Below are 16,520 nucleotides of genomic sequence, written 5' to 3' on the forward strand. Positions count from 1 at the left end.
GGATCCTGTTTCCTGGGGGCACGAACGTGGTGGCCCTGACGAACTGCTATTCGGGCAGCATACCGATGACCTGCCGGAAACCTCCGGTGCCGTCGACGGACGGCGGCCGAGCGGCTCAACCGGGGGAGGGAGAGCCGCCGGGTTCCGGGCCGCGGACCGTGGCCATGTCGCCGAGCCCCGAGACCGTCAGGACCGGTTCCAGCAACGGGGGCGCGATCAGTTCGAGGCGGGCCGCGTGGGCGAACAGCACGCTCAGCCCCGCACTGTCCAGGTACTCGACCTCGGTCAGGTCGACCACGACCGGTCCCGGTGTCTCGTCCAGTGCCCTGGCGAGGACCCCACTGTTGCTCATGTCGATCTCACCGGCGGCGGTCAGCCGGGGACGGCCGTCCGAGTACCGGCCGGAGGTGATGGAGAGCGGAGTGGTCATCAGGCGATCCTCGTGTGCATGTCGACGACGGTGCCGGACGGGCCGGGAGTGATGGTGACATGGTGCATCAGGGCGCGCATCAGCTTGATCCCGCGGCCGCGGTGCGCGTTGTCCTCCGGACGGGGGGTCTTCCAGTGGCCGCTGTCGGCGACGGTCAGGCGCAGGTCGTCGACGAGGGCCTCGGCCCGGAGGTGGATGGTCTCGCCGGGGGCGTCGCGGTGGCCGTGCTCGATGGCGTTGGCGCACGCCTCTCCGACCGCGACCAGGACGTTCTGCACCGTGCGGGGCGGCAGGTCGCACCGGCCGAGCCAGGTGCGCAAGGCGTGGCGGACGGGGGCCAGCCGGGACGACTCGGCAGGGAAGGACAGCTCCAGCGGAGCGGGATGGCGGTACAGGAGCAGGGCCACGTCGTCGTCGAACCCGTCTTCGGGCGCCAGCCGGTACATCAGGTGGGCGGCGAGACCGTCGACGGCGGTTCCCCGTCCTTCCCGGACGGCTTCGCAGGCCTGCTCGATGCCCTCGGTCAGGGCGTGGCGGCGTCGCTCGACGAGGCCGTCCGTGTACAGCAGCAGGGTGGCGCGGGCGGGTACGGTGCACTCGCCCTCCGGCCGGGCCCTGCCCGGGCGGACGGCCAGCGGAGTGGAACGGCCTCCCTCCAGGAGCACGGTGGTGCCGTCGGCACGGGCGAGTATGCCGGGCGGATGACCGGCGCTCGAGTAGACCAGATGCCCGCTCTGCGGATCGAGGACCCCGCAGAAGACAGTGGTGCACGGCGCGCCGGAGATGCCCGCGGCGAACGTGTCCAGCGCTGCCAGGGTCCGCCCGGGACTCGCGTCCTGCAGCAGCAGGGCCCGGCAGGCGCTGCGCAGCTGCCCCATGACCGCTGCCGCCTGCAGACCGCGTCCGACGCAGTCGCCGACCACGATGCCGATCCGGCCGTCGGGCAGGGACACGGTGTCGTACCAGTCACCACCCACTTCGAGGGGCCGGGTCGCCGGCTCGTACCGGACGGCGAATCCGTCCGGCAGCCGGGAGGGCCCAAGGAAGGAGCGCTGCAGGGTGATGGCCGTCTCGCGCTGCTGGTCGATCTGGTGGGCCCGCGTCAGCCCCTGGGAGAGGTGACCGGCCAGCAGGGTCAGCAGCAACCGGTCCTCGTCGGTGAACGACCGGCTGCCGCCCAGGTCGATCCAGAGGGCCATCGTGCCTTCGGGATGCTCCAGGAGGATGCCGGCCCCGGTGCCGTCGGTCGTCGGGCTCAGCAGGGCTCCCGTACACAACTCGGCCAGCCACACGCGGCGCTCGGCGCTCAGCTCTTCCCACGACGAACCGTCGGTGGCGGTGAGCGAGGGAGCGTCGCCGTGGCCGAAGACCGCGGCCGCCGCGCACTCGGCGCGCCACAGGGTCCTCAGCTCGTCCAGGGCGGCGGTCAGCGCCTCGGACAGGCTGGTGGCCCGGGACAGGCCGGTGCTCAGCGCGGCCACCGCCGTCTCGCGCTGCACCGCGTAGTGCTCGGCCGTCACGTCACGGAAGGTCCCCACGACGACGGAGCGCCCCGTGTCGGGATCCTGCGCCTGGGCGAAGGTGGCGGTGACCCACAGACGGTGCCCGTCCCGATGGGTGACCGGGATCGTGTACGTGCCCCGTGAGGTGCCCATGAGCCGCCCGAAGGCTTCGCCGACCAGCCGGTGTGCCTCGGGGTCGGTCGCGGCGTCCGGCCACCACGGGTGGGACGGCGGGTAGGGCAGGCCGTCGGGGCCGTAGCCGATGATGTCCGTGAACGCCGTGTTGATCTCGATGACGGCGCCGTCCTCGTCACAGACGAAGAACGCCTCCTGGAGCGATTCCACGAGCGCGGTGCGCCAGCGCGCCTGGTGCCCGCGCAGCCGCGCCAGTTCGATGGTGGCCCGGACCCGGGCCAGCAGCTCGGCTGCGGCGAACGGCTTGACCAGGTAGTCGTCGGCACCGGCGTGCAGCCCTTCGACGGAGTCCTCCTGCCCGGCCCGCGCGGACAGGAGCATCACCGGGACCGACGCGGTGCGCGGGTCGGTGCGCAGCGCGCTCACGAGTTGCAGACCGTCCAGACGCGGCATCATCACGTCGCTGATGACCAGGTCGGGTGCGTCCGAGCGGACGGTGTCCAGCGCCTCACCACCGTCGGTCACCGCCTCGACCCGGTACCCGTCGGCGGTCAGCAGCCGGGCGAGGTACTGCCGCATGTCGGCGTTGTCGTCGGCCACCAGCACGCGCGCCGGTGCGGCCGGCGACACCTGGGAGGTGCCGGCCCCGGTCGCAGCGGCCGGGTACGTCTCGGACGGGGCCCCAGGGGCTTGCGCGGGCAGCCAGCGCAGCGCCTCCTCCAGGTACGGATCCGCCGCGCCGGACACCCTGGTGCCGGCCGCCCCGGTGACGATCGACTCCGCCGGGAGGTGGGCGGTGCCGAAGGGAAGGCGGACGAGGAAGCGGGTGCCCTCGCCCTCGGTGCTGTGGGCGGTGATCGTGCCACCGTGCAGCGAGACCAGCTCCCACACCAGTGCCAGGCCGATGCCGCTGCCTTCGTTGGACCGCGACCGCACCTTCTCGATCCGGTGGAACCGCTCGAACAGCCGCGGCAGTTCGGCTTCCGGTACCCCGATCCCGGTGTCGGCCACCGTGACGACCGCCTGGCCGTCCTCCTCCCCGACGCCGACACGCACGGAGCCGTCGAAAGTGAACTTCAGCGCGTTGCTGAGGAGGTTCAGCACCACCTTCTCCCACATGCCGCGGTCGATGTACACCGGTTCGGGCAGGGGCGCGCAGTCGACGTGGAAGGCGAGGCCGGCCCGGTCGAACGCGGACCGGAAGAGACTGGCCAGCTCGGTGGTGGCCGCGGCCAGATCGACCGGCTCGTAGGCGGCCTGCATCCGGCCCGCCTCGATCCGGGAGAAGTCCAGCAGCGTGTTGACCAGCTTGCCCAGCCGCAAACCGTTGCGGTGGATCACCTCCACCTCCTCCCGGAGACGGGCGTCGGCGTGCGCCAGCCGTCCCCGCAGTTCCTCCGCGGGTCCCATGATCAGGGTCAGCGGGGTGCGGAACTCGTGACTGATGTTGGAGAAGAACGTGGTCTTGGCCCGGTCCAGCTCGGCCAGCTCCTCCGCGCGCCTGAGCTGCGCCCGATAACTTCGGGCGGAGGCGATGCCGGTGGCGAGGTGCCCGGCGGCCAGGGCGATGAACGCGCGGTAGTGGTCGTCCAGTGCGCGGTACCGGTTCAGACCCGCCACCAGGAAGCCGTACGGCATGTCTCCCTGCCGCAGCAGCGGGACGACGAGGGCCTGCGTGGGCGGCCCCTCCCAGTCACCGCACGGCAGGTCGGAAAAGGGGGCTCCGTCCAGCTCGACCACCACGGACTCGGCACGGGCCAGGCTCGCCGCGGGCCACACGGCGTCGGAATCGGCGACGTCCAGCCAGGCGGGAGCGGCGGGATGCGTTCCGGTGACGCCGGTGGTGGCCACCCGCCTGGCCACCGCGCCGTCCTCGAAGAGGTAGGTCAGGGTGAAGGGCAGATCCCGCCGGTTGCGGTCGAGCTGCCGGGCCGCGAAGGCCAGCATCTCGTCCTCCGTGCGGACCAGGTTCGGTTCGGAACCGAGGTCGCGCAGCGTCGCCATGCGGCGCTCGCCGAGAACCCGCTCCGTCTCCTCGCTGACCACGCACAGCATGCCGACCACCGCGCCGTCGTCGTCGCGCAGCGGGCTGTAGGAGAACGTGTGGTAGCTCTCCTCCGGGTAGCCGGAACGCTCCAGGAACAGGAGCAGCGCCTCGTCCCAGGTGGCCGAGCCGCTGCTGAGCACGGTGTCGATCCGCGGGCCGATGTCGTGCCAGATCTCCGCCCAGACCTCGCTCGCCGGCCGGCCCAGCGCCCAGGGGTACTTCTGGCCGAGCGTGTCACGACGGTAGGCGGCGTTGCAGAAGAACGTCAGGTCCGGTCCCCACGCCATCCACATCGCGAAGCGTGACGACAGCAGGATGCTGACCGCGGTCCGCAGACTCTGCGGCCAGCCGGACGGCGGCCCCAGCGGCGTGGACGCCCAGGCCACCGCCGCGAGGTCGCGGCCCACCTCCGGGTCCGCCCCGAACACGGCGTCCCCGGCCGCTGTCGCGGTCTCGTGCTCAGTGCCCTCGGGTCGTGCCACGCGACACCCTCCCATCCATGTCCGGCCGTCCCGCACCGCGGTGCGACTCCAGGCTTCCACCCCATCGGTCACGGCGATGACGGAGACGAGGCCATCGTCGCAGACCGCGACGACGGCTGTCCGCCATCGACCGGGCCGTCGTCTTCCCGCCCCCGTCCGGCGCCGCGGGCGTCACTCCCGGGACCGGGGCGGTGTGCGCAGGGCGAGCATGGCGACGTCGTCGTCGTTGTCGTCGGGCCGCACCTCGTGCAGCAGGGCGTCGCAGAACCGGGGGAGCGGACGGCGGGCGAGGGACGCCGCGTGCCGGCGCAGCCGGTCCAGCCCGCGGTCGATGGAACGGTGCGGAGACTCGACGAGGCCGTCGGTGTACAGCAGCAGCGTCGCCCGGGGCGGCAGGACGGTGACCATGTCGGGGCGCGGTCGGTCCGCCCCGGTGCCGAGGAGGATGCCGTGGGCGTCGTCCAGATAGCGGGCCTGGCCGTCATGGGTGACGAGCAGGGGCGGCGGATGGCCCGCGTTGGTCCACCGCAGGAGCCACAGACCGTCCTCACCGCGCGAGATCCTGCCGAGGATCATCGTCACCATGGGGACCTCGACGATGTGCATCACTGCCTCGTCGAGCTGTTTGACCACGGCACTGGGGTCGGCGGACGGCTGGGACCAGGCGAAGGCCCGCAGCATGTTGCGTACCTGCGCCATGCCGGCCGCGGCGTCGAGGTCGTGGCCGACGACGTCACCGATGGCCAGCGCGTGGGCGCCGGGGGACAGGGCGAAGGCGTCGTACCAGTCTCCGCCCACGGACGAGGCGTGCGGCGCGGGCAGGTACCTGGTCATCATCTCGAGCCCGGGCACGCTGGGGAGCTGGGGCAGCAGATGGCGCTGCATGGTCTCGGCGACCTTGCGCTGGCGCTGGTACAGGCGGGCGTTGTCCAGGGCGAGACCCGTGCGGCGGGTCAGGTCCTCCAGCAGCGGCAGGTCCGCCGCGGTGAACGGGACGGGGCGCTGGGAGCGGCCCAGGGTCAGGGCGCCGAGTACGTCCCGCAGACCCCGGATGGGTGCGATGATCGCCGAGTGCATGCCCGTCGCGGTGAAGAGGCGGCGCTGTTCGACGGCGATCCCCGAGTCGGGCTCGCCCTGGTAGGTGGAGGGACCGGCGAGAGAGGAGGCGGCGCCGCGCAGAGCCCTGGACAGCGGCATCGGGGACTCTTCCGGGACCGGCGGCATGGGGCCCTGCAGATCCTCCCGTGCGATCAGGACGCCGTCCTTGTGCTCCATCACCAGCGTGCGCGTCACCTCGTCACGTTCGGTGAGCAGGTCGAACACCGCCCAGTCCGCCAGTCGGGGGACCGTCAGGGCCACCAGCCGGTGCAGCGCCTCGTCCACGTCCAGCGTCGACGTGAGCCGCGTGGTCGTCTCCGCCAGCAGGGCCAGCCGCTCGAGTTCCGTCAGGGGGGCGGAGGCCTCTTCGCCGTTCTTGGCGAGTTCCACCTTGGCCTTCTCGTACAGGAGCACGAGCCCGCCCGGTGCCCCGGCGTCGAGCGCGAAGGGGGTGACGAACCAGGAGAGCGGGGCGAGGGAGCCGTCCCCGAGGGCGAACCGCCCGGAGTCGCCGTGCTCGGTGCAGCCTTCGAGAAGCGCCTTCCTCAGCGGGCAGCGGGTGCGGGGCATGGTGTGTCCGTGGTCGTCCCGGTGCAGCAGGTCGTGGAAGTCCTCCCCGACCAGTTCCACCAGGCTCCTGCCCAGCATCCCGAGAGCCACGTCATTGGCCGCGACGATGACGCCGTCGTCGTCCAGCACGATGGCCGACGCCCTCATGGCGTCCAGCGGGATGCGGAGCAGGGCATCGGACCGCGGCCGGTTCGTGGGCACGGTGGAGTCGTCTTGCGTCCGGCCGTCGCGCCGCCGAGGACCGTCCATGACGGCATGCTGTCAGGGCATGAGGTGCCGTCGCAACAGGCGCCGGGGAGCGAGTCGCGCTCCGGAGGCGGCCTCCGGCACCACGAGGCTTGCGGCGGCACCGGTCCGTCAACGTTGTCCGCACTTCTCTGTCCATGCGCCTGGTGTGAAGAAGGTGGGCAGGACGGGAGATGATCCGCCCTCCTTGGCGTGCGGTCGCCGCGACCTGCGACAGTGGAGTGATGAACATCGAGCGCAGGAACAACGTCAGGGTCACCGGCAACCCGCTCGGGCGCACGGTGGTGCTGGCGCACGGGTTCGGCTGTGACCAGAACATGTGGCGGTTGACCGTGCCGGCCCTCGTCGAGGACTACCGGGTGGTCCTGTTCGACTACGTGGGGTCGGGCCGCTCCGACCTGTCCGCGTTCACGGCGGACCGCTACTCGTCCCTGGAGGGGTACGCCCGTGACGTGGTAGAGGTCTGTGAAGCACTGGACCTGCGCGACGCGGTGTTCGTGGGCCACTCGGTGAGCGCGATGATCGGTGTGATGGCGGCCGGACTGGCCCCGACGCGGATCGGTGCCCTGGTCATGGTGGCGCCGTCCCCGCGCTACATCGACGACGAGGGCTACCGGGGCGGGTTCAGCGCCGAGGACATCGAGGAGCTGCTGGCCTCCCTGGAGTCGAACTACCTGGGGTGGTCGGCGACGATGGCGCCGGTCATCATGGGCAACGCCGACCGGCCGGAGCTGGGCGAAGAGCTGAAGAACAGCTTCTGCGCCACCGACCCGGACATGGCACGCGTCTTCGCCCGGACCACGTTCATGTCGGATTCGCGCGACGACCTGAAGGGCGTGAGCGTCCCCACCCTGGTGCTGGAGTGCACGCAGGACGTCATCGCGCCGCGGGAGGTGGGTGCCTTCGTGCACGGTGCCGTCCGGGGCTCGTCCCTGGTCACGCTGGACGCCACGGGACACTGCCCCCAGCTGTCCGCGCCGGAGGCCACCAATGCCGCGATCCTCGACTTCCTGGCGCGTGTGCAGTGATGTGCCGTACGGGGCAGCAACCCGACCCCTTCGAATCCGACAGCGGAGGGACGTCGGGAGAGGTCTTCGCCTCGCTGCTGGAGGACAGCGCCGACGACCTCTACGAGAGCGCGCCCTGTGGGTACCTGTCCACTCTGATGGACGGCACGATCGCCAAGATCAACAGCACGCTGCTGGGCTGGCTGGGCCTGGAGCGGCAGAGTGTGGTGGGACGGATGCGTTTCACCGACCTGCTGACCGTGGGCGGCAAGCTCTACCACGAGACGCACTTCGCGCCGCTGCTGCGGATGCAGGGCGAGATCGGCGGTATCGCCCTGGACGTGAAGGGGGCCGACGGCAGCCGCATACCCGTGCTCGTCTCCTCCGTGGTCAAGCGCGGCACGACCGGCGAGCCCCTGCTGATCCGGACCACCGTGTTCGACGCGCGGGACCGCCGGGCCTACGAAGAGGAACTGCTGCGGGCCCGGAAGGCGGCGGAAGAGGCGCGTGAGCAGGCAGAGGCCGACCGGGCCCGGCTCCAGGACGCCCTGGCCGTGCTCCAGCAGTCACTGCTGCCCGCCAGTCTGCCGTCCGTACCGGGGATGGAGTCGGCGGTGCACTACCGCACGGCCTCGCCCGATCGCCTCGGAGGCGACTTCTACGACCTCTTTCCGAGCGACGGCGAGAGCTTCGCCTTCTTCCTCGGCGACGTGTGCGGGAAGGGACCCCAGGCCGCGGCGGTCACCTCGCTGACCCGCTACACCCTGCGTGCGGCCGCCCTGCACGATCCGGATCCCGTCGCCGCCCTGACCACCCTCAACAAGGTGCTCAACGAGCGGTACAACGGTGGGGACCCGCGCTACTGCACGGTCATCTTCGGTCTCCTGGAGCCGGACCCGGAGGCCGGCACGGTCACCGTCCGCCTGGCTTCCGGCGGACACCCCTCCGCCCTGGTCCTCCGTGCGGGCGGCACGGCCGAGTTCCTGCCGACGCCGGGCGGGCTGCTCGTCGGCGTCCTGCCCACCGCTTCCTTCACCGCCGCCGCCACCGTCCTCGGCCCCGGGGACACACTCCTGCTGTACACCGACGGCCTGACCGAGGCGCGGACCGGTGAGGACCGCACCAGCCTGTACGGCGAGGAGGCCCTGCTCGACTTCGCCGCCGGCCACGCCGGTGAGTCGCCGCGCGCCGTGATCAAGGCCCTGACCGACCTGCTGGACGGCTTCGGGGACGGTCTCGACGACGACACGGCCCTGCTCGCCCTCGGTGTCCCCGCCGCAGGCCACGAGGGTGGCGACGCCGCATGAGCCAGCTGGAGATCATCACGCGAGAGGCCGCCCCCGGGCCTGTTCTGGAACTGCTCGGCGACCTCGACTACGACACCGCCGGCCGACTGCGCGGAGTGCTCTCGTCGCTCGCCCTGCGGCAGGGCAGTCGCCTGGTCCTGGACCTGGGGGGAGTGACGTTCTGCGACTCCAGCGGCATCACCGCGCTGATCGTCGCCCGCAACCACGCACTGGCCGCCCAGGCAGAGGTCGCGCTCGCCGACGTGCCCGACCACCTCATGCGCGTGCTGCGCATCGTCGGACTGGATCAGATCTTCCCCATCGACCCCGGCAGCGCCGCCGCCATGTGACCCGGGCCGGCCAGGGCGTGGCGCCCCGTGACGGGAGCGCCGCGCTGCCTCTAGCGCGCGCCGCTCGTCTCTGCGTGGCGGGACAGAGCGGCGCCGTGCGACGGCCGTCCGCGGTCGGTCTCGTCCTGGACGAGCAAGGACAGGAGCGAGGCCACGGTCAGGCCCGCTTCGGCGGGGTGACGGAGCACCCTGTCCGGCTGGATGCGGTAGGTGTTGGTGCGGCCGTCGCGGGTGTGGGAGAGGTACCCGTCCTGCTCCAGATCGGAGATGATCCGCTGGACGGCGCGCTCGGTGAGCCGGCAGTGGGCGGCGATGTCGCGGATCCGGATGTTCGGATTGTCGGCGATGGCCGCCAGGACGCGGGCATGGTTGGTGACGAACGTCCATCCGAAGTGAGATTCACGTACCTCTGCCATGCACGGCATTCTACTAATCCACCCAGCGGGAAAACAGCCGGTCCTCCGCGAAGTCGGGCGGACCGGCTCCGCGTCTCAGGCGGCCCGCATGCGGCCGCGTCCACCGCGGCGCTGTCGCGGGCGTCGGGGGGCCAGTACCTCGTCGTGCGCGAGGTCCTCGCCGGCCTCGGGATCACAGGCCGGGGCCAGGAAGAGGTTCTGCCACTGCGGCTTGGCGGGAGGCGTCCAGCGGTCGGTCTGCTCTCCACGGTGAACCTGAGGGTGGTGCGACATTGCTTCTTCCTTACTTCGCTGCTTCTTCGTGGTTGTGCTGCGGGCCGCGGTTCCTGTCAACGGGCCGCACGGCGGGTGGACCGGTGGCGAAGCCACAGGGGCAGGGCGTACCAGGACAGCGCGAACCAGACCATCACGCCGCCGACGAGCAGTTTCGCCATGAGCCCCGGCACCACGACGTGCAGGATCAGGAGCAGGGTGCAGCCGATGGTCACCGCCATCAGGAGCATCCCGCACATCATCAACCGGTGCGCCACCTCGACCATCTCGTCCTTCATCCGCTGCCCCGAGAGGAAGCGGTGGATGGAGACCGGGGCGATCAGGCACGCCGTGGCCGTGGCGCCCGAGACGACGGTGGTGACGTAGACGGCGTGGTCGAAGGTGTCCAGGTCGTGGAAGAGGGGAGTGAAGGCGACGCTGAGCAGGAATCCGAAGAGGATCTGGACTCCTGTCTGGGCGACGCGCGTCTCCTGCATGATCTCGTTCCAGCGACGGTTGACCCGCTCGCGCGGCGTCTCCGGTGCCTCGTCCGCGGCCGTACCGCTGTGTCCTCCGCACGCGCAGGAGCACCCCTCGGCCCTTGCCTCCGGCTTCTCGATCGACTCCGTCGTCATGTTCGTGTTCCCCCTCCCTTCGCGGACCGTTCATCTGCCCGTTGCGGCCGGTCGCATGCCGGATGCGGCGACGACGGCGCCGGGAAAACGGCACCTACCGCCCGTCCGTCGCCTTGCCACCGGTGCCGGTCTTCCATGCCGGCCGGCTCGTGGACCCTCCGCGGTGGGTCTCGTCCTGTACGAGCAGGGAGAGGAGCGAGGCCACGGTCAGGCCCGCTTCGGCGGGGTGGCGCAGCACCTTGTCCGGTTGGACGCGGTAGGTGTTGGTGCGGCCGTCGCGGGTGTGGGAGAGGTATTCGTCGTGTTCCAGGTCGGAGATGATCCGCTGGACGGCGCGCTCGGTGAGCCGGCAGTGGGCGGCGATGTCGCGGATCCGGATGTTCGGATTGTCGGCGATGGCCGCCAGCACGCGGGCGTGATTGGTGACGAACGTCCATCCGGGGCGAGCTTCGGGCACTTCAACCATGCACGGCATTCTACTGACCGTCTTTGCGTGAACCCCGGTACATGACATACTTTTCGTGTAACGGATGACAGGACCTGTGTAGCGCGGGAGGGACCCGAAGTGTCTTTGCATGAGGCGGTCACTGGGTGCACGGACGCTGCCGACGCGGGCCGGACACAGGACCTCGGCCAGGCTGCGGTGGCGCAGTACGAGTGGGGCGGCGTCTGTGTCGTCGGAGCGAGCGGCTCGTACGACCTGTACTCGATCACCCCGCTGTCGGAAGCGCTGGACGCGGCAGCGAGGGAGCACTCGAAGGTGGTGCTGGATGCCTCCCGCATCACCTTCGCCGACTCGACCCTCCTGAACCTGCTGATCCTCACCCAGCGAGCCGTCGACCTCCGAGTGGCCGCGCCGACGCAGCAGTTGCGCCGCCTGTTGGACATCACCGGGGTCGACACGCTCCTCAAGGTGCGGGAGACGGTGGAGGAGGCCGCTGCGTGCTGAGTCCCGCGGTCGTGACCGGGAGGTCGGATTAGACCTTTCGGCACGGGGCATTCGGGATTCTGTTTGACGCGGTACCGCCCGAGTCGCGGGAGCCGCGGAATCGACGGAGACAGTCACCGCCTGGCGGTGCGGCGGCAGGCCGCCGCGCAGGCGGGATTCACCAGGGGAGAGGTAACACGATGATCCTTCCGGCGGAGAAGGAACTGCGTGCGGTGCTGGCCCGGTTCGCCCACGCGCGCATGGAACACGACGTGTGTCCCACCGGCCACACCAGCAGGGCGCTCGAGGACGCCACCTACACGCTGTGTGTGATCACCGGAGCCCGCACCGCCGAGGACGCCCTGGTCACGGCGGACGCCCTGCTCGAGCGGTACACCGACCGCACGAGCGTCTCCCAGGACGAGGAGACGCTGGCCGCCTGATCGGCGCGTGGGGAACGGGGAGTTCGGTGGCGTCACCCCGCGGGGTCACGCCACGCTCCCGCTCCCCACGCGCCGATCCCGCCGGCCCCCGTTCACCGACGGTGCGTGTCGGCCGCCGCAGTCGGCTTCTGTGCGGCGTGCAGGTGCTCGTAGGTGCCGGTGAGTTCGAGCAGCCGCCGGAGCGCCGGGCCGATGTTGTCCAGGTGGAGGCCGATGCCGTTCTGGACGGCCGTGCGGTGGATCTGCAGAAGCGTGGACAGCCCCATGGAATCGACCGTTTCGAGCTCCCGGCAGTCCAGGCGCAGGTACTCCGCGCCCTCGTGCTCCCGCAGGGCCGACCGCACCCGGTCGAGCAGGTCCTCGCAGGTGTCGTAGTCCAAGTCACCGGTGAGAGCCATGCGTACGGTGTGCGGCGGGCAGGAGGTCGGCGACGGAACGTCGGATTCCGAGTCCGGAGTTGTAGTCACGGTGATGTCCAGGGTCACGGGTCAGAGGCGGGCGGTGAGGGTGCTGCGTCCGGCGTCGATGAAGTCACGGGCGCGCGGGAAGTCGCGCAGCTGCTCCTCCAGCAGGTCGAGGCCGGGCACGAGGGCGCGTGCGGGTACTCCTCGGGCGGCGAGGACGTCGGCTGTCCAGGCGATGAACTCGGTGAATATCTCGGGGGCGTCGACGTAGAGGGACGCGGTCAGGAAGTCGACGATGTGGGCCAGGTCCTCGGCGGTGCGTTCGCGCTGTTCGTCGGTGTAGTCCCGCACGAACGCGAAGCGTTCCTGCAGGGCGTGGAAGGTGTCGCGTACCAGGCGGGCGGAGGAGCGGGCGACCATGGTGTACTCCTGGTCGCCCAGGTGGGGCAGGTCGTCGATCACCTGGTGGGCCGGCGACGGCCGGGGGAGTGGGCCGGCGGCGAGCCTGTCGGCGGCCGCCCGCGCATCGGGTGCCCAGGCGTCCGCGCCCAGCAGACGGGCGTAGCGGCCGTCGGCACCGAAGGCGAGACCGCCGGTCATGACGGGCGCCCCGGCTGCCTGGACGGCGGTGATCGCGCTGTGGGCCAGCGGGAGACGGGTGGCCAGGGAACTGGACAGGCACACCGCGTCGGGGCCGGTGCGGTGGATGTGACCGATGAGGTGCGCCGTGGGCACCTGCGCACCGAGGTAGTCGACCTGCCACCCCCGCAGTCGCAAGGTCTCCGCCACCAGGCGCGCCGGCAGCGCGTGCCACTCCTGGTCCACACAGGCGATCACGATCCGACCGTGCGGTGCATCGGTGCGGCGCACGGGCAGGACCGCTATCGCGCGGTCGTTGATGGCCGTGGCGGCGTGCTCGCCGGCCACGCTCAGGCGGTTGGCCGCCCATTCGACGCCCACCCTGCGCTGGACGGCTCCGATGACGTCCAGCAGCACCGTCTCGGGTTCCAGGCCCGCGCCGAGGGCGTCGTCGACGACGTCGAGGGCCGCGTAGGTGTCCCCGGCGAGCACGGCGGACCAGAGCCGGTCCACCCAGGGTGCGGCCTGCGCGTCGCAGGGGAGCGCGCTGCGGCGGGCGTCGACGCCGTGCTCGCCGGTTCGGTCGTCGACGTCGGTGGTGCGGAGGGTCATGCCGTGTACCTTCCCCGCGTCGTCCCGTCCACCGCACTGAGATGGGAGCCGCGAGGAGCGGTGATGGCCATGACGGCGATGTCGTCGTGACGTCCGTCACCGAGCCACTGCGAGGTGACCATCTGGATCCGCTCGACGACGGCCTCGGCCGGCATGCCGACGCATTCGGCCGCGGCGCTCTTGAGGCGCTGTTCGCCGAAGAGGGTGTCGCCCAGCGGCCCGCCTCTGGCTTCGGTGACTCCGTCGGTGAACAGCAGACACGTGTCGCCCGGCGCGAGCCGCACGTGCGCGGTGTGGGCGCTGATGGCGGGCAGCACGCCGATCAGGCTTCCGTGGGTGTCGACCTCCTCCACGGTCCCGTTGCCACGCAGGACGAGCGGTGGGGGATGGCCCGCGGCGGTGAGGCGGAGGGCCACGTCGCGTTCCTCGCGGCGGACCGAGGCCAGCACGAGGGTCGCGAAGCGGGTGTGGTGGCTGGTGCGCATCGCGTTGTTCAGCAGCCGCAGCATCCTCGTGTGGTCGTCGGCCATGGGGAGCAGGGCCTGCAGCGTGTTGCGGATCTTGCCCGTGAGCACGGCGGCTTCCAGGCCTTTGCCCGCCACGTCCCCGAGGACGGCGAGGGTCTCGGGAAGGTCCTCGCCGGGCGGGTGGACGTCGTAGAAGTCACCGCCGACGCGTTCCGTGTCCTTGCTCGGCCGGTAGCCGCCCGCGAATTCCACCCCCTCCAGCTGCCGCAGGGTGGGCGGCAGCAGTTCCCGCATGAGGGTGTCGGAGATCATGTTCTGCTCGGCGTAGAGTCGGGCGGCCGACATGGCCGCGCCGGCCCGGGCGGCGAAAAGCCTGGCCAGCATCTCGTCCCCGTCGGTGAAGGCGGCCTCCTTGCCACGGCGCAGAAGCACCAGCGCGCCCGCCGACACGCCATGGCCCGGCAGCGGGGTGACCGCCAGGGAGCCGACCTCTCCGAAGCCCTCGGGGACCAGCCACCGGGGCGCGGACCCGGGGTCTATCCACTGCGCGGGCACCGGCGGGAAACCGCGCAGGGCCTCGGTGAGACCGGGCACCGTGTCCGGGGACTCCATGACCGTGCGCCGGGAGACCTCGCCCCGGTGGTCGCAGACCACCAGCGGCAGCTTGCCGGTCGTGGTGGGGGAGACGACCAGCGCCGCGTCCGCCAGGTGCTGGGTGGACAGCCGCGCCGTGACCTCCATGCAGCGGTCCAGGTTCAGTGAGGACAGCAGCGCGGTGGACGCCTCGTTGAGGAACTGGGTCCGCGCCCGTTCCGCCTCCAGCTCCGTGCGGAGCGACTGGCGCTCCGTCTCGTCGACCAGCCACCACGCGGTCCGGTCCCCGGACGCCGCCGACGGATGCGCGGAGAAGAACCGATCGCCGACCGGACCCCGCACGGACCCGGCCAGTGGGGCTCCGCTCGCGGCGGCGAGCCAGGCGGGGGACCGCAGCCGCCGGCCGGAACGGGCGGCAGGCAGGAGCCCGGAGGCCGCGGCATTGAGTTCCACTACGTGCCCGTCCGCGCCTATGACCACCACCGGGTACGGGGCGGTGGCGGCGCTCACCGTGCTGGCAGCACCGGTGCGGGGGCGGGCGGGGGTAGAAGTCATGCAACGGGGCCCCTACGCGTGGACCCTCACCTCACTCAGCGAAGAAAACAGATGTCTAACGACAACAGTCCCGCAGTGCGGTGGTTTCGTGCAACCACCGCAGTCACCCACATCCGTCACACCCTGCCGGGTGAGGGCGGAAAACCCTGGACTTCCTGGGGATTCCGGGTTCCCCGCGCGACGGTCAATCCGCTCAGACCTTCACGATCCGTCCACACTTCGCGGGAAGGGCCGGGCGCGGATCAGCGTCCCAGCCAGTCCAGGCAGACCACGAGGGCGTCGTCGACCGAGGACGACGGGCCGCGGTGGCCGGACAGTTCCCGCAGGACGGCGCGCGGGACCTCCGCGGCGGGAAGCATACGGGTGGCCTGGATGGCCCGGCTCAGTGCGGCGTCGCCGTACGCCTCCCCCTCGGGCGAGGCCACCGCGTAGACGCCGTCGCTGACGAAGACGAGCCGGTCACCGCGCTCGGCCCGCATCTCCTGGTGCACGTAGTCGGTCTCCTCGAACATCCCCAGCGGCAGTTGCGCCTCCAGCTCGACGCGCTCGACGACACCGTCGCGCAGCCGCAGCAACCGCGGTGAGCCGGCGTCCACCACGGACACGCGCCCGGTGGCCAGCTCGAAGTCCAGCATCAGCACCGACAGGTAGGAGCGGCCGCGGTAGTGCGCGTACACGGCCTGGTCAGCGAGGGCGGCCTGGTCGGCCAGGGAGAGGCCGGCCCGGCGGGCGTTGCGCAGCGCGCTGATGGCCAGATTGGTCAGCAGTGAGGCTTCTGTGCCCTCACCCATGCCGTTGGTGACATACAGCATCAGGCGGTCCGCTGTGGCGGACCAGTCGAAGTTGTCGCCGAAGATCGCGTAGGCGGGCTCCAGCTGGGCGCCCAGCTCGTACTCCGGCCGCACGCAGGAGCGGCCGGGCAGCAGCTGCCACTGCATCTCCGCGGCCAGCGTCAACCGGTCCCGGCGCCGCGCCTGCATGTACACGTCGGTCTCGCGCTCCGCCACGACGACCTCGTGTGCGAGCACCTGGGCGACGTCGGCCAGTTCGGCCAGGGCCCCTTCGGCCTGTTCGCCGTCGAGCAGCGTCACCGACAGCACGCCGAGCCGGTCGCCGCGCACCGTGACCGGCAGATGCTGGCGTACCAGGCCGTCGGGCAGCGCTTCGACGTGCGGTTCCTGGGTGGCGAAGGCGCGGCCCGCGGCGCTGTCGTGCACGGGGACCGGTTCGGTGGTGTGCGGCAGCACGGACACCGGTTGCAGCACGGTCAGGCCGTAGTCGGCCATGAACAGTTCGACCGAGCGGGCCGCGTACTGCTCCGTCAGCACGTCGCGGACGGCGTCGAGCAATTCATGGGGCGCCGCCGTACGCAGAGCGCGTTCAGCGGCCACGAATCTGTTCACGAGGAAGAACACCAATCTGTTGCCGGGCCCCGTGCGGGGCCTCGTCGAATATGCGTGAGCCGAGTGTGCCGGATGCGCC

At 71.3% G+C, this 16,520-nt stretch carries 16 protein-coding genes; 5 read left to right on the forward strand and 11 right to left on the reverse strand.

The features are described from left to right. Positions 1-115: 115 nt before the first annotated feature. The 3 genes from ACIBCJ_RS31790 to ACIBCJ_RS31800 form a co-directional block, all read right to left on the reverse strand. Positions 116-430, reverse strand: a complete 315-nt coding sequence (locus ACIBCJ_RS31790) for an STAS domain-containing protein (protein ID WP_362103301.1) — start codon at positions 428-430, stop codon at positions 116-118. Continuing rightward, on the reverse strand, positions 430-4,596 hold the full coding sequence (locus ACIBCJ_RS31795) for a SpoIIE family protein phosphatase (protein WP_399283982.1): 4,167 nt from the start codon (positions 4,594-4,596) through the stop codon (positions 430-432). The genes ACIBCJ_RS31790 and ACIBCJ_RS31795 overlap by 1 nt, the downstream gene beginning before the upstream one ends. 171 nt (positions 4,597-4,767) lie before the next feature. After that, positions 4,768-6,513, reverse strand: a complete 1,746-nt coding sequence (locus ACIBCJ_RS31800; protein ID WP_365981258.1) for a SpoIIE family protein phosphatase — start codon at positions 6,511-6,513, stop codon at positions 4,768-4,770. 221 nt (positions 6,514-6,734) lie between these two features. Here ACIBCJ_RS31800 and ACIBCJ_RS31805 point away from each other — a divergent pair, with 221 nt between their 5' ends. Genes ACIBCJ_RS31805 through ACIBCJ_RS31815 form a run of 3 tightly spaced genes read left to right on the forward strand, consistent with a single transcriptional unit; the run spans position 6,735 to position 9,153 of the window. Further along, positions 6,735-7,538: an alpha/beta hydrolase gene (locus tag ACIBCJ_RS31805; RefSeq protein ID WP_362103303.1), complete on the forward strand. Its 804-nt coding sequence runs from the start codon at positions 6,735-6,737 to the stop codon at positions 7,536-7,538. Further along, positions 7,538-8,824, forward strand: a complete 1,287-nt coding sequence (locus ACIBCJ_RS31810; protein ID WP_365981257.1) for a SpoIIE family protein phosphatase — start codon at positions 7,538-7,540, stop codon at positions 8,822-8,824. Before ACIBCJ_RS31805 ends, ACIBCJ_RS31810 begins: the two co-directional genes overlap by 1 nt. After that, positions 8,821-9,153: an STAS domain-containing protein gene (locus tag ACIBCJ_RS31815; RefSeq protein ID WP_365981256.1), complete on the forward strand. Its 333-nt coding sequence runs from the start codon at positions 8,821-8,823 to the stop codon at positions 9,151-9,153. Before ACIBCJ_RS31810 ends, ACIBCJ_RS31815 begins: the two co-directional genes overlap by 4 nt. Positions 9,154-9,203: 50 nt before the next feature. Here the strand turns inward: ACIBCJ_RS31815 and ACIBCJ_RS31820 are convergent, their stop codons facing one another. The 4 genes from ACIBCJ_RS31820 to ACIBCJ_RS31835 all read right to left on the reverse strand — a co-directional run bounded on the left by ACIBCJ_RS31820 (position 9,204) and on the right by ACIBCJ_RS31835 (position 10,922). Continuing rightward, a complete protein-coding gene (locus tag ACIBCJ_RS31820) occupies positions 9,204-9,569 on the reverse strand; it encodes a helix-turn-helix domain-containing protein (RefSeq protein WP_362103306.1) in 366 nt (121 codons plus the stop codon). A 75-nt stretch (positions 9,570-9,644) separates the two neighbouring features. Next, positions 9,645-9,842: a hypothetical protein gene (locus ACIBCJ_RS31825; protein WP_362103307.1), complete on the reverse strand. Its 198-nt coding sequence runs from the start codon at positions 9,840-9,842 to the stop codon at positions 9,645-9,647. Between the two features lie 56 nt (positions 9,843-9,898). After that, positions 9,899-10,456 carry a DUF6328 family protein gene (locus ACIBCJ_RS31830; RefSeq protein ID WP_362512426.1) on the reverse strand — a complete coding sequence of 186 codons (558 nt, stop codon included), beginning with the start codon at positions 10,454-10,456 and terminating at the stop codon, positions 9,899-9,901. A gap of 94 nt (positions 10,457-10,550) precedes the next feature. Next, positions 10,551-10,922, reverse strand: coding sequence for a helix-turn-helix domain-containing protein (locus ACIBCJ_RS31835; RefSeq protein ID WP_362512429.1), 372 nt, complete (start codon positions 10,920-10,922; stop codon positions 10,551-10,553). A 99-nt stretch (positions 10,923-11,021) separates the two neighbouring features. Between ACIBCJ_RS31835 and ACIBCJ_RS31840 the strand changes: the two genes are divergently transcribed. Further along, positions 11,022-11,405 carry an STAS domain-containing protein gene (locus tag ACIBCJ_RS31840; RefSeq protein WP_362103310.1) on the forward strand — a complete coding sequence of 128 codons (384 nt, stop codon included), beginning with the start codon at positions 11,022-11,024 and terminating at the stop codon, positions 11,403-11,405. 179 nt (positions 11,406-11,584) lie between these two features. Beyond that, a complete protein-coding gene (locus ACIBCJ_RS31845) occupies positions 11,585-11,827 on the forward strand; it encodes a DUF5133 domain-containing protein (protein WP_133889678.1) in 243 nt (80 codons plus the stop codon). Positions 11,828-11,919: 92 nt separating this feature from the next. Here ACIBCJ_RS31845 and ACIBCJ_RS31850 read toward each other — a convergent pair whose 3' ends face one another. From ACIBCJ_RS31850 to ACIBCJ_RS31865, 4 genes are all read right to left on the reverse strand, one after another. Further along, complete coding sequence (locus ACIBCJ_RS31850) at positions 11,920-12,225, reverse strand: STAS domain-containing protein (protein ID WP_365981255.1); 306 nt, start codon at positions 12,223-12,225, stop codon at positions 11,920-11,922. 90 nt (positions 12,226-12,315) lie between these two features. Next, positions 12,316-13,422: a cobalamin-dependent protein gene (locus ACIBCJ_RS31855; protein ID WP_362512435.1), complete on the reverse strand. Its 1,107-nt coding sequence runs from the start codon at positions 13,420-13,422 to the stop codon at positions 12,316-12,318. Further along, on the reverse strand, positions 13,419-15,038 hold the full coding sequence (locus tag ACIBCJ_RS31860; protein ID WP_362103313.1) for a PP2C family protein-serine/threonine phosphatase: 1,620 nt from the start codon (positions 15,036-15,038) through the stop codon (positions 13,419-13,421). Before ACIBCJ_RS31860 ends, ACIBCJ_RS31855 begins: the two co-directional genes overlap by 4 nt. Positions 15,039-15,280: 242 nt before the next feature. Beyond that, on the reverse strand, positions 15,281-16,441 hold the full coding sequence (locus tag ACIBCJ_RS31865) for a PP2C family protein-serine/threonine phosphatase (RefSeq protein ID WP_362103314.1): 1,161 nt from the start codon (positions 16,439-16,441) through the stop codon (positions 15,281-15,283). Between the last annotated feature and the right edge of the window lie 79 nt (positions 16,442-16,520).

It is taken from the genome of Streptomyces sp. NPDC051136 (genome assembly GCF_044455745.1).
Classification (GTDB): domain Bacteria; phylum Actinomycetota; class Actinomycetes; order Streptomycetales; family Streptomycetaceae; genus Streptomyces.